3 protein-coding genes are annotated in these 13,890 nt (G+C 71.2%); all 3 read right to left on the bottom strand.

The annotated features are described in order from the left end of the window. Positions 1 to 68: 68 nt before the first annotated feature. From ACZ7CH_RS11670 to ACZ7CH_RS11660, 3 genes are read right to left on the bottom strand one after another with little or no spacing between them, the layout of a single operon-like run. Positions 69 to 4,472, bottom strand: a complete 4,404-nt coding sequence (locus tag ACZ7CH_RS11670; RefSeq protein ID WP_470373798.1) for a ricin-type beta-trefoil lectin domain protein — start codon at positions 4,470 to 4,472, stop codon at positions 69 to 71. Beyond that, positions 4,469 to 5,011, bottom strand: coding sequence for an SMI1/KNR4 family protein (locus ACZ7CH_RS11665; RefSeq protein ID WP_360388792.1), 543 nt, complete (start codon positions 5,009 to 5,011; stop codon positions 4,469 to 4,471). The genes ACZ7CH_RS11670 and ACZ7CH_RS11665 overlap by 4 nt, the downstream gene beginning before the upstream one ends. After that, positions 4,989 to 13,670, bottom strand: coding sequence for a LamG-like jellyroll fold domain-containing protein (locus ACZ7CH_RS11660; RefSeq protein WP_470373797.1), 8,682 nt, complete (start codon positions 13,668 to 13,670; stop codon positions 4,989 to 4,991). The genes ACZ7CH_RS11665 and ACZ7CH_RS11660 overlap by 23 nt, the downstream gene beginning before the upstream one ends. Positions 13,671 to 13,890 lie beyond the last annotated feature (220 nt).

The following is a 13,890-nucleotide window of genomic DNA, read 5'->3' as shown; positions in this document are numbered from 1 at the left end:
ACAAGGCCCGACGAGATGTGGCAGTGGGCGGCGGTCATGAATCCCGCCGCCCACTGCCGCCTGTTCTGCTAGCTCGCCCTGAGCGGCACCGACCACCGCTGCTGCGGCGTGCCGACGCAGTCGTAGATCTGGATCTTCGTGCCGTTGTCGACGAGTCCCGCGTACACGTCCAGGCAGCGCGAGGCCTCGACGTTGACGAACGTGGCGTCCGGGCGGGTGGTCCACTGCTGGCTCAAGCCGTTGTGACAGGTGGCCACCACGGTCGGGGTGCCGTTGGGCAGTGCGCCGATGTCGAGGCACGCGCCCATGGACCGGATGGCGCCGTCGCCGATCGCCGCCCAGGTCTCGCCCTGCGGGCCGAAGCACTGCCACAGCCACACCGTGCCGTTGGCCGGGTTCTCCCCCTTGATGTCGGCGCACTTGCCCATGCCGACGAGGTTGCCGACCCACTGCGTCTGCGCGCTGAGCCGCCAGACCTGCGCCGGTGCCCCGGTGCAGTCCTGGATGGACTGTCCGGCGCCGTTGGCGGTGCCGGCCGCGGTCAGGCAGCGGCCGGACGCCGGGTTGACGATGGTGCCGTCCGGCCGTGACTGCCACTGCTGGTTGGGCTGGCCGTTGCAGTCGAACGGGTTCACCGCGCTGCCGGCGGTCGTGGCGGCGTTGACGATGTCGAGGCACTTGCCGCTGCTGGTGATCCGGCCGTCACCGGTGATCGCCCACTGCTGCGCGGCGTTGCCGTAGCAGTCCCACGACTGGGCCTTGTTGGTGCGCGGGTCGCCGCTCGCGATGTCCAGGCACCGACCGGACGCGGCGTTGACGAGTGCACCCTGCTGGCCGTGCTGGTCGGGCAGCCGCCAGACCTGGTCCGACCGCGCCGCGCAGTCCTGCAGCCGCAACGCAGCCGAACGGTCGGTGGTCGCCGGCGTCAGGCACCGTCCGGATCGGACGTTGACCAGTGCGCCGTCCGGGCGCACCACCCACTGCTGGGAGTACTCGCCCGGTGCGCACGCCACCAGCACGACGGCGGTTCCGGCGGCGGTGCCGTTGTTCTGCGCGCCGAGGCACTTGCCGACGTTGGTGACCAGGCCGTCGACGGTGGTGGTCCAGCGCTGGTTGGGGAAGTTGTTGCAGTCCCACATCTGCAGCTCGGCGACGTTGGGGTCGTAGCCGGGCACGTCGAGGCAGCGGTCGTTGACGCCCCTGATCTCGCCGTTGCGCACCGCGGTGTTGTTCTTGACGCGGAGGTTGCGCAGGTACGTGGTGCGGTACTCACCGTCGTTCTTGAAGCCGATGAAGCTGTTGACGTACGCCCGTCCGGCGTCGGTGACGGTGTGGCGGTTGACCTCCGCGCCGTCGATCTTGACGATGACCGTGTTCCAGGCGACCGTCACCTCGGCGGTGTGCCAGTTGCCCGGTGACGGGGCCTCGCCGCTGCGCGCCTTGCCCGGTGTGATCGAGCCGGCGCTGCCGTCGGTGCCGATCTCGACCTCCACGCCGTTGCCGCGCGGCACGGACGGGTTGGTACCGGGGTCGGGGAACATCACGAACAGGCCGGTCCGCGCCAGCGACTGGTTGCCGCGGAAGTCGAACTTCACCGTGTAGTCGTTGCCGAACGAGTGCGCGGCGTACCAGGACACGTCGTTGCCCTCGGTGGTCTGCAGCTCACACCCGTTGACGGACAACGGGGTCGTGCCCGCGACCCGCCACGCCGACAGGTTCGTCTCCGCCCTGCCGTCGAACATGCTGGTGTACCCGGCCTCACCGACCGGCAGCGCGCACGCGCCGTCGTCGGTGAACTGCGTGCCGCCGAGGAAGTAGCCCTGGGCGTCCAGCGCGAACTGGGCGTTGCCGCGTTCGTTGCGCACGGCCACCTTGCCGCTCGCGCCCAGCGGCGTCAGCACGGTCGAGGACGACCGGCCGCGCTGCTTCACGGCCAGGTTCGTCACCGGCGACCAGCCGATCTCGGCCGGTGCCACCGACACCTCGGTGCCGAGCAGGTTCTCGGCGGCCGACGGCATCAGCACAGCGGCGGTGGCGGTGGCCGGGACTCCGGCGAGGCCGGTGACCTGGAACCGCGCGGTCTCGCCCTCGCCGAGCGGGCCGGTGCGCTGGCTGCCCGTCGCGGTGTCGGCGATGCGGGCCGGCTCGTCGAGCGGGACGTACTTGCCACCGGCACCGGCGGCGAACCAGCCGACGACGTCGAGCACGGCATGCGCGCGGCCGGTGCTGTTGCGCAGCCGGATGTTGCCGTCCTCGCCGATGGCGACGATGGAGGCGTTGGAGCGGCGTTCGGTGCGGTTGGCGCTCAGCGCCGTGCCGCCGTTCTCCGTGCCGAACAGGCCCATCGCGGTGCCCAGGGTCGACTCGACGGCGGTGAGGTTGACCGCGACCGCCGTGGCGTTGTCCGGGACACCGTTGGCGCCACGGGCTTTCACGGTCACGACCTCGCCGGGACCGAGCGGGGTGGTGCGCGGGCCGCCGTTCAGGCCGCGGGTGTCGAGCACCCGGACCGGGCTGTGCTGCGGGAAGTAGGTCGAGGCGCTGTTCGGGCTGAAGTAGCCGAGCAGGTCGACGTTGTCGAACACCGGTCCCGCACCGGCACGCAGCCGCACGGCGCGGTCGGCGCCGAGCTTGGCGATCACCAGGGCGTTGACCCAGCCGTCACCGGGCTGCACGCGCAGCGTCGTGGCCTTGCTGGTCGAGGAGTTCTCCGGGAACACGTCAAGCCCGCTGGGCACGTCGACCGCACCCGACGCCGGGTTGGTGCGCAGTGAGATGTTGAGCGCCACCGCGGTGGTGTCGGTGGGGATGTCCGGGATCGGCAGGGTGAAGACCTCGCCGGCCGCGAACGCCCTGCCCTGGATCACCGAGACCTTCGGGAACGGCGTGTACCCGGACCCGGTCACGACCGGAACGGTGTCCGGTGTGCCCATCGCGAGAACTCCGGTGCCCCACTGGTTGTCGGACTTGCGCGGGTTGGTGCGCGTCTGCAGCGCCGTCTGGATCTGCGCGGCGTCGAGCTGAGGGTTGGCGGACTTCAGCAACGCCGCCGCACCCGCGACGTGCGCCGCTGCCGCGGAGGTGCCGCTGAGGTTCTGGCCGCCGTAGGTGGAGGTGCTGACGCCGGCGAACCCGGTGAGGTCGGGCTTGAGCCGGCCGTCGATCGTCGGGCCCTGGCCGCTGTAGTTCTCCAGGGTGCCGCTGCCGGGCCGGGTCGCGCCGACCGCCATGACGTACGGCGAGGTGGCGGGCTCGGTGACGCTGCCGGCCGGGGTGTTGTACTGCAACGGGTCGCTCGGCCCCGACACGAACAGGTCGAGCCGGGTGGTGAACTTCGCGTTGTGGTTGCGCACGTACAGGTAGTAGAACTGCGCCGCCCCGGAGGAGTTGGTGAACGTCACCTCCTCGGTCGGCCGTGCACCACCCGAGACGTCGCGCTGGTTGGTCGTCGACGCCGCCACGACCGCGGAGTCGGTGGGACCGGTCGGCGCCTTGGGCTGCGACATGACGTAGAGGTCGAGGTCCTCGTTCGTCCTGGGCCAGCCGTCCCACCGCAACGCCACGGTGGTCGTGACACCGGCCGCGACGTTGAACCCGTTGTTCTGCGCGGTGCCGTCGAACTCGACGAACCCGTTGCCGTTGGCGTCCACCGCGTTGCCGGCGAAGTGGTCGCGCGCCAGGTTGCCGGCCGCCACGGACCACGTGACACCCGCCTCGCGGGCCTTGCGGACCACGTCGGCGGGACTGCCGGCCTCGCCGGTGCCGTCACCGCGCCCGGAGCTGAGGAACCCGATGGCGGCGGTGATCACCTGCACACCCTGCTGCCGCAACCAGTTCGTGGCGTTCTCGAAGTCGAGCGGCCCGTCGACGCACGCCCCGAACAGCTGCGCGTCGGGTGCCATGTCGTGCACCACCTCGGCCACGGCGGTGCCGTGGCTCGACGACCTGGTGGCGTCGTGGCAGCCGGAGTTGTCGACGGCGACGTTCGCCGGCAGCTCACCCTCCTGCTGCGCGTCGCCGAGTCCGGCGAAGCCGACGTCGATGACGCCGACCTTGACGCCCTGCCCCTTCTTGCCCGCGTTGATCCAGCCGTCGACCCCCGACGCCTGCACGCCTTCGGAGGTGACGGCCATCGGGATCGCCCGCTCCGGCCGCTTCACCTCCACGATGGACTGCTCCTTGCCCAGCGCCGCCACCTTGTCCTGCGGGACGGCGACCTGCGCGCGTGAACCCTGGGTGGCGGTGACCTCGCCGCCGAGCTTGGTGACCGCCGTGCGGACGGCCTTCTGGTCGCGGCCGTCGACGTAGAGCAGGACCTTGCCGTCGCGGTCCTTCGGGACCGCCTCACCGGGCCGTGGAGCGCTGATCGACTGCGGGACGTCGGCTGTGGCGGCCGTCGGAACCGTTGCCACGCCCGCCGTCCCCAGCAGCAGCGCGACACCTCCCACGACCACGCGTCTCATGCGGTTCATGCGTTTCCTTCTCGTTGTTCGGGCTCGAAGTCGGGTTCGACGCCCTGCAGGCAGGGGTCGAAGAACTCGTGGGTGAACCGGCCGGTGAGCACATCGCGCAGGAACTCCGACGCCGTACCGGGGTACTCGCCCCAGCCGGTGAGCTCGTCGTCGCAGAACACCGTCGGCCAGCGCGCCGGGTCCTCGTCCCCGGTGCGCCAGAAGAAGACGTGCCCCTCGGTGCTGCTGGCCCACGGCAGCAGGCCGCCGGGCGCCGGGTACGCCGGATGCGCGGTGTCCGCCGCCTCGCGCAGGACGGCCAGTGCGTCCTGCGCCTCCCACAGGAACGGCGAGTTCCCGTTGGCCAGCCGCACCGGCGAGGGCACCGTGACGAACGAGCTGAAGTACCCGGTCGGGAACCGGTTCACCAGCGCGTGGAAGTCCGGCGGCAGGCCGATGCCGAGCGTGCGTTCCACGTCCCGCACCGCCTCGTCCGCGTCGACGGTGCCCTGCCAACCGACCAGTGCGGCCAGTTCGTCAACACGTGGGTCGTGTGCCATTGAGCTTTCCCCTTGGGTAGCCGGACGCCGGGTGCGGGTTGAAGATCCTTTGGCCACAGGCGAAGCCCTTGTCCCCGACGGCGTAGATGTCGATGGCGGAGGGCACCGCGTCCTCCGGCCGGGCGTAGATCGCCTCGACGCGGTAGAAGACCCGCTGGCCGCTCCTGACCGCGTCCGCGATCTCGTTCTCCACGCCGAGCATGTCCGTCTGGTTCACGTCGGCGTCCAGCGGCACGATGTTCTCGCGTCCGCCCTTGCCGAAGAACTGGTAGCCGATCAGGTGGCTCTTGTTGTGCTGCCCGTGCACGTAGCCGACCGGCTTCTGCTCGTAGCGCGGCCCCTTGGGCTTGAGGTCGGTCAGGCACACCGTGCCCGCGGTCGCGCGCTGAGCGGGCCAGCCGCGGCTCTTGCCCGCGTAGGGTCCGGTCCAGTTCTTGATGTCCTCCATCTCGTCGTTGAACACCTCGTTGACCGCGACTCCCGGATCGCCTTCGAGACAGCCCTCCTCGTCGGGCTTGCGCTTCTCGTCGGCGCCGATCACCGCGTCGTACGGCTGGCCGATCAGGTCACCGACGATGTCGACCACGGTCGGCGTCACCTTGGTCGCGATGTCGATCAGGGTGTTCGCCAGGTCGGTGATGACGGTCAGCGGGCTGGTCGGGTCGTACGAGGTCGGCGGCCGCACGACGGTGCCGCCGGGTGGTGGCCGGAACGCGGGCTTGTGCAGGTCGGTCCACCAGCGCGGCGGGGGCGGCGGTGCGGGCCTGGAGATCGGCTTCGGCTTGCGCGCGCCGGGTCCCTTGTACCCACCGGGACCGGCCACGCACGTCTTCTTCTGCCGGCAGTTGGGTGGCGGAGGCGGCGCGACCTTCTGCCCACCCCGGTTGCACCCGCCGATGTAGTACCTGCAGTTGCGGCCCACCGGGATCGGGTCCTCGTCACCACCGGCCTTGGCGTTGTAGCAGCCGTACCGGGGGCATTCCCCGTTTGCCAGCCGCCCGGCGCAGTCGGAGTCGAAGAGCGTGTGCTTGATCGGTTCCCAGAACGCGTCCCACGGGGTCTTCACGTCCTTGCCCACGTTGTACAGGCACTGCGCCATGTCGTGGCCCGATTCGTCCACTCCGGACAGCGGGCTGCTGTTGCCGTAGGCGTACCGGTTGGCAGCCGAGGACGGCGTCGGGTCGAGCGTCCAGTCGTCCCTGCTGGCGAACCGGCCGGTCTCCGGCAGGTACCAGCGCGCCGACATGTTCACCGCGCCGGTGCCGGAGTCGGTCCAGTCGCCCTGGAAGCCGACGGAGGCCGTGTCACCCGACGACGAGGTCACCGCACCGAACGGGTCGAAGGACCGCCTGCCGTCCACGGTGTTGCTCAGGTACCGGCCCACCACGTCGCCGTGGCTGTCGGCGTAGAGCATCCGCGCGGTACCGGTGCCCTTGTCGGAGAACGCCGACCCGTCCGGCAACCGGCTGATCGTCCGCGCACCGTCGGACACCACCTCGTTGGTCTGTCCGAGGTAGCGGAACCCGGTGCCGTTGCGCGCGGCCACCCGGTCCAGCGAGTCGTAGGTGTAGCGGGCCGCACCCATCGCGGTGAGCCGGTCGAAGGCGTCGAACGACGAGCTGTTCACCACGCCGTCACGGGTCTGCGAGGACAGCGTGCCGCGCGCCGTGTAGTCGTAGGTGACCCCGTCGCCGGAGGTCAGCCGGTTCTGGGCGTCGAAGGCGAACGTCCGGTCGCCCGCGGACGTCCGGTTGCCGGCGTCGTCCCAGCCGTAGGCGGTGGCCTTGCCGGCCTGGTCGGTCCACGACGTCAGGCGGCCGGCGCCGTCGTAGCCGTAGGTGTCGGCGTTCTTGGCCGTCACCTGGTTGTCGCGGTCGTAGCCGTACGTGGTGCCGAGCAGCACCCGCGGCGGCACCCCGACGTCGATGGTCTGCTGCACCTGGTCGGAGACGAGCCGGCCGAGCTCGTCGTAGGCCATGCGCCGCACGGTGTAGCCGCCGAGCGCGCGGTCCGCGACCGAGGCGGTGCGGCCTGCCTTGTCGTAGCCGTAGTCGGCGGTGCGGCCGGTCAGGGCATCGGCCGCCGACGTCAGCCGGCCGGCCTTGTCGTAACCGAACGCGGCCGTGCCGGAGGCGTCGGTGCGGCTCGCGACCGTGCCGTCGCCGTTGTAGGTGTAGGTGGTGTCACCGCCGGGGCCGCGCGCGGTCAGCAGGTTGCCGCGGTCGTCGTAGCGGTAGAGGTCTGATCCGGCCGAGGCGAGCCTGCCCGCGGCGTCGTAGCCGAAGGTGCGGTCGGCGGTCTCGGACTCGGCACCGGAGCCCTTCTCCAGCGTCACCCTGCCCTGCGCGTCGAACGTGCGGGTCACCTCGACGCCACCGGGTTTCGCCAGCCGGACCGCCTGTCCCCCGGCGTCGTAGGACGACGTCCAGGTGGCACCACCGGGTTCGACGACCGACTCGGGCAGGCCCCACGGCGTGAAGGTGTAGGTGGTGGCGTTGCCGCGGCCGTCGACGAACCGGCTGCGGTTGCCCAGCGCGTCGTACCCGGTGGTCGTGACGACCTGCTTGGTCGCGGAGACGTGTTCGGTCTGCCGGACGACGCGGTCGAGCGCGTCGTAGCCGTAGGTGACGAGCCGGTCCTCGGCACTGCGGGTCGCGGTCACGTTGCCGTTGGGGTCGTAGTCGGTGACCGAGGCGCGCTTCTCCTGCCCGGCGACGGACTGCGCGGTCCGCACCGCCCGGCCCAGCAGGTCGAACGACGTCGTGGTGGTGAGCCCGGTCGCGTCGGTGACGGAGCTCCGCCGGCCGGCGATGTCGTAGCCGTAGCTGATCGCACGGGACGTGGCGTCGGTGCTGGAGGTCACCTCGCCCGCCGCGTTGTGGGCCGCCGTGGAGACGTTGCCCTGCGGCGTCTCCACGGACACCGCGTTGCCGGCGTCGTCGTAGCCCGTGCGGGTCGTGTAGTAGAGGGTTCCCGACTGCGTGCGGTCCGCCTGCGTCACGGTGACCCGGCGGCCGAGCTCGTCGTAGGTGAACGACGTCTGCGCACCGCCGGCGTCCGTGCTGAGCAGCAGCTCGCCGTTCTTGGAGTACCGCGACGACAGCACGCTCGGCGAGGAGCCGACCTGCGGCAGCGTCACGGTCGACACGCGGCCGTACGGGTCGAACGTCCGCGAGGTGGTGCGCTGCAACGCATCGGTCGTCTTGACCGGGTTGCCGGCGTGGTCGTACTCGGTGCGCGTGCCGGCACCCTTGATCGGCTGCTCGCCCGCCGGTGTGTAGTCCGGCAGCGCACCGGACACCGCACGCCCCATCAGGTCGCGCACGGTCGTGGTCACGTTCCCGGAGCCGTCCCGCGTTTGCGTGACCTCACCGAAGGCGTTGTGGCCCAGCACCTCCGCACGGCTGAAGCCGGTCGTGCGGACACCCGCGACCCACGCGTCGGCCGCGGGGTGCGTCGTGCGCACCAGCTGACCGGCGAGGTCGTAGTCGTAGAACGTGGTGATGCCGCGCCGGTCCGTCGAGCTGCGGACCAGACCGCGCTCGTCGCGGTCCACCGACGCCGAGACGGTGGTGGAACCGTCGAGGAACGCGTCCTCGCGCACCTGCAGACCCGCGGCGTCGTAACCGAAGACCGTCGTCTCGACCCGCGTGGGGTCTGCCGCGCCCCGCAGCTCGGTGCGCGTGACGTTGCCGCCGAGGTCGTACTGGTTGGTGGTGACGCGGTTCAGCCCGGCCGGGTCGAACGCGGCCGTCACGACGTTGCCCGCCGCGTCGTGGGTGAACGTCGTCCTGCGCCCGCCCGCCGTGGTCTGCTCGGTCAGCTGGCCGGCCGGGTCGTAGGCCCGTTCGTCGAGGGTGACGCTGCGGCCCTGGACGGTGCGGCGCACGTTCGCGAGGAGGTCGTCGTCGTAGTAGCTGTAGGAGGTCAGCCGGCCCATGGCGTCCGTGACCGAGGCCAGCCGGCCGGCCGGGTCGTAGGCCCGCGCCTCCAGTGTCATCGAGGTGGCGGCCGGGTCCTCCGGGTTCACACCGGGACCGGAGGCGGCGCGGGACAGCAGCCGGCCGCGTTCGTCGTAGCGGTCGGACCACGACGTTCCGCGCACGTCCTTCACGACCTGGGTCAGGCCGTTGTCGGGGTACGACCGCTCCTCGACCCCACCGTCGGCGAACTCGATGCGGGACAGGCGGTCCGCCGCATCGTAGCCGTACTTCGTCGACCGCGCCGGATCACCGCCGGTGCTGTCGGACAGGGTGGTCTCGACCAGATTCCCGTTGCCGTCGAAGCGGTGCGCCGTCACCGCGGTGTGCGTGACGCCGGTGACCTCGTTGCGAACGCCCGGTGCGGTCACCTTCACGACCTCGGAGCGCGGCGAGTACTCGTAGGTGGTCGTGCCCAGGGCACCGTCGCCGCTGTTGACCAGCGACTCGGTGGTCTGGCGGCCGAACTGGTCGTAGCCGTAGCGCGTGCGCAGCCCGGTCGGTCCGGTCAGCTCGTCGAGGTCGCCGTTGGCGCGGTAGACCCGCCTGGTCAGCTCGCCGCGCGGCCCGGTGCTGGTCAGCAGCAGGCCGGCGGGCACCTTGCCGCCGCCCGCGGCGTCCTCCGCGCCGGTCGTGTACGTCGTCGACTCGGTCGGCGCGGTCGTGTGCCCGGCCGGGAGCGGGCGGGTGACCCGCAGTGGCCGACCGGCGGTGTCATAGGTGTAGGAGGTCCGGTACCGGATGTCGGCCGGTCCGGACGAGCGGGCGTCCGAAGAGGACTCCAGCTTGTCGCGGCGCGGGTCCAGCACCACGTCGGACTTGACGTAGGTGAAGTACTCCGTGTTGCACGAACCGGCGGTGCGGCAGGTCTTGCGGCTCAGCACGTTGCCGCGTTCGTCGGTGGTCTGCTCGGTGCGGAACCCGTTCTCGTCGACGGACGCGGACGGGAACCCGGCGGTGTTGTACTCGTAGCGCGAGACTTCCCCGTCGTGGGTCCGCGAGGTGAGCCGGCCGCCGTTGTCGACGTCGAACGCGTAGGTCCAGTCGCCGTAGCCGGACGGGCCGCGCGTCGTGACGGTCCGGACGGCGTCGAGCACCACCGGGGTGTCGAGCGTCCACAGGCGGCCGCCGTGGTCGGTGAGCGTGCGCACCCGGTCGAAGACGTCGTCGTAGGTCAGGGCCGCGAACCGGCGTTGGTCCTGCGGCAGCTCGACCTTGCTCAGCTGCTCGGCCGGCCCGCCCGCGCGGAAGTGCGTGGCGGCCGCGAGCGAGCCGATGGTGTGCTGGTAGAGCGCCACCTCGTCGATGGCACCGGAGAAGTAGAAGTCGCCGCCGTTGGTGGCGGGCCAGCCCTTGGCGTTACCCGCGCCGAGCGTCAACCGGCCCTGTCCGCGGTGGTCGACGAACCCGAGCAGCTCCTGGCCCACCGCGACGCCGTCGACGTACATGACCTGCCGGTCGATCGCCGCGGACAGCACCACGTGGTGCCACCTGTCGTCGTCGACCTGCCGCGTGCTCACGATCTGACGCGGCCCGCCGGTGTCGCGCAACGAGAAACCGCCGTACAGCAGGCCGTCCGTGCCCACGTACAGGATGGGCGTCGACTTGCCGCCGGCGGGGAACGCCTGGTCGGAGTAGCTCAGCAGGGTGCCCTGGCCGCCGGTCTTGAACCACAGCTCGACCGCGAGCGACATGGTCGAGGTGGTGAGCTGCTCGGGCAGCGTGACGTAGCTGCTGTTGCCGTCGAACGTGCCGGCCTTGTCCGCCGTGCCGCCGAGCGCTCCGGTACCGCCGAACAGCACACCGTGCTGCTTGCCCGCGTCCGCGCCGTCGCGGCGGGCCACGGCGTTGCCGACGGTGTCACCGCCGGTCTCGCCCAGCCGCCAGTACGCGCGGGGCTTGTTGTCGAGCACGGTGCTGCGGTAGTGCGAACCCTGCTGGTAGCCGTAGGTGGTGCAGTTCGGCGCCGCTCCCGGCGCGCACGCCTTGGTCAGCTTGTCGCCGTCGTAGGTGTAGGTCCAGGTCTGGTCGCCGCCCGCGGTGACGGCCGTGACGTGCGTGCCCTGCCAGGTCATGCGCAGAGCGCGTTTGCTGACGTCGTTGGTGATCACCGAGACCCGGTCGGAGGTGTCGTAGGACAGCGTCTCGGTGAGCCCGGCCGGGTCGGTGATGGTGATCAGCCGGCCGAGCTGGTCGAACGTCCAGCGGCTGCCGGAGACGTCGCGCATCGTGTAGGTGCCGGTGTCCGTGCGGTGCACCAGATCCACGTTCTGGCCGAGCGGGGAGGCGTAGCCGCCGTCGGGGTTGCGGCCGAAGCGCACCTGCCGCCCGGTCGGGAACGTCAGCACCTCGTTGCCGGACCGGTCGTCGTCGTGGCGCAGCCGCATGTCGAGCCGTGACGCCCACCCGGCGCCGAACGCGGTGTCACGGCGCGGGTCGAGGCTGTTGTAGGTGCGGGTGATCGTCAGGTCGGGGCCGACCGTGGCCACGGACGCGTCGGTGACGACGGTCGAGTAGTTGCCGATCTGCGGGTCCAGGCCCGGTCCCTCGTTGCCGTCCGGACTGCCCGCGAGGTGCGAGGTGATCTCCGGCTGGTGCACGCGGGTGGTGAACGACAGCCGCACGCCGTCCTTGACGCTCACCCAGAACGGCGTCTCGTTGACGGTGTCGAAGACCTTGACGCCCCAGAAGTAGGTGCGGCCCCAGAACAGGTTCGGCGGCGCCCACGACTGGGCGGTCCAGCCCGACTCCTGGCAGTCGCGCGTGAGATCGGGATCGGAGCAGACGCGGTACCGGTAGGTGAGCCCCTTGCCCGGCCAGCCGTCCGGGTCGGTGCCTTCCGCGTACAGCGTCGGGGTGAGCGTCTCCACGACGGCGCCGGCGCCGGGCTGCTGCAGGTTCGACGTGGGCGCGACGTTGTTCACCTTCAGCGCGAACTCGCCGTACGGGACCTCGTGGGCGACGAAGAAGTCGTTGCCCTGCGGGGTGAACATCGTGAGGAAGACCCGGTAGTCACCGGGGGTCAGCGGGTCGATCGGCACCTCGAAGGTGTTCGTCTGCCCCGGCGCGACGGTGGCCTTCCAGCCGCGCGCGGTCCGGATCTTCGCGCCGTTCTGCTGGATGATGTAGCCGAACTCGAAACCGTTGGTGGGCGTCCACGTCGTGGTGCCCAGGTTCGTGACCTTCGCGGTGAGCTTGCCCGCGGTCGCGGCGGTGGGCAGCGTGATCGCGGGAACCTCGAACCCGGCGCCCTCCGGTGAGTAGCGCACGTCCAGGAACGGTTTCTTCGGCGAGTTGGCCGAGCCGAAGCGCATGCCGTTGGGGTCCGCCTCGTCGGACGCCCGCAGCCCGAACCCGTGCGGCACCGCCGTGCCGTGGGTCCACCTCGTCATCAGCTCGTAGTTGAGGGGGAACGCCTCCCAGGCCGACCCGCCGCACGCGGCACCGTGGGCGAACGACCTGGTGGACAGCACCTCACCGACGTCGGCGCCCGGCCAGGTCGTGCTCGCGTCCCACGGCCTCGTCACCTCGAACACCGAGACCGACCGCGGCGCACAGGTGGTGGACTCGACGGCGAAGACGTTCAGCGAGGCGCCGAGGACGAACTGGTTGCGCAGCGTGCCCAGGGCGTCGGAAAAACGCAGGTAGGACCGTGCCGGACCACCGGAAAGGCGGCCCGTGCGCAGCTCCTCCGCCCCGGCACCGGGGTTCAGGCCCTTCTGGACGTACAGGTCGTCCGCGTTGGCGTTGAACTGCGCGGCCGACGGGTCGACGACGACCGGGTAGGCGCGGGCCGGGTCGTGCAGCCAGGCCTGGTCCAGGCCGACCTCCAGCCGCCAGCCCTTGTCCACTGTGGACAGGCGGTAGCGGACGCCGGTCGAGCGCGCGCCCGCGGCGTCGTCCATGAAGCCGGCCGGGATGACACCGATGACCTGGTCACCGTCGCGCAGCTCGATGGCGCCGCTGCCGGTCAGGCGGGGTTCGAGGTTGGTGAGGCGCAACGTGAACGTGTAGGTGGTGGCGGCGTCGGCGCGGTCGAGGACCAGTTCTTCCTTCAGGCCGGTGTGCTGGGCGGTCAGGCGCAGGCCGACGCCGGGGCGGACCTGCGGGTAGGTGATCGACGCGCCGGTGACCTGGCCGGGTGAGGCCGCGGCGTCGTCGAGGGTGAACTCCATGCGGTGGCGCTCGTCGAACGCGATGGCCGTGGCGCCGGTGGCGGTGCGGGCGAAGGCGGTGCCGACCGCGCTGGCCTTGGGCTCCCACCGGTCGCCGCGCGGGGTGAGCGTGAGGTCGACGGGCTGCCAGGTGCCGTCGGGCTGCCGGACGTTGGCCGGTGTGCCGTGCAGGCGCAGCGTGCGGGTGCCGTCGGGGTTGTCGAACGTCTCGGTGGTGGCGGTGCGGTCACCGGGGCGTTCCTTCGCGGCGGGGTCGATGCCCGGTAGGGCTGGACCACGGGTCAGCTGTGGTGTGACCTGCTGCGGCGCGGCCACGTCGGGGTGAGCGTCGCCTTTGGACAGTTCTGTCCGGTCCGCCACGGCGCCCGGCGGTCGTGGTTGTTCGCGTCGGGGGCCGGTCAGCGCGGCCGCGGCGCTGGGGGCCTCGTGCGCCACGCCGTCCGCTGTCCCGCTGACCTGCTGCGGCGCCTCGGTCGACGCGCCCGCGGGCAATGCTCCGGACAAAATGGACACTGGAATCGAACCGGTCGAACCGGATGCGATGAGCAACAACACGACCACAACAGCGAGAAAACGGCGCGCGACAACGACACGTCTGTGCATGACAAAGCCCCCAGTGCCACCGGATGCCTCCCTCTGACACCCGAGCCGGGGCGAACATTGCTCGGTCGACCTTGCACGGACCTGTCACGGGTCTGATAGACACGAACTCACTGGGGGGAGG

The sequence above is a fragment of the Lentzea sp. NPDC037011 genome (assembly GCF_055607425.1).
Note: the sequence above shows the minus strand (reverse complement) of the source record. Positions and strands in the feature narration are given on the sequence as shown.

Bases quoted from the DNA above. Each gene is read 5' to 3' on its own strand.
- ACZ7CH_RS11670 (WP_470373798.1), bottom strand. From the start codon at position 4,472: ATGAACCGCATGAGACGCGTGGTCGTGGGAGGTGTCGCGCTGCTGCTG.
- ACZ7CH_RS11665 (WP_360388792.1), bottom strand. From the start codon at position 5,011: ATGGCACACGACCCACGTGTTGACGAACTGGCCGCACTGGTCGGTTGG.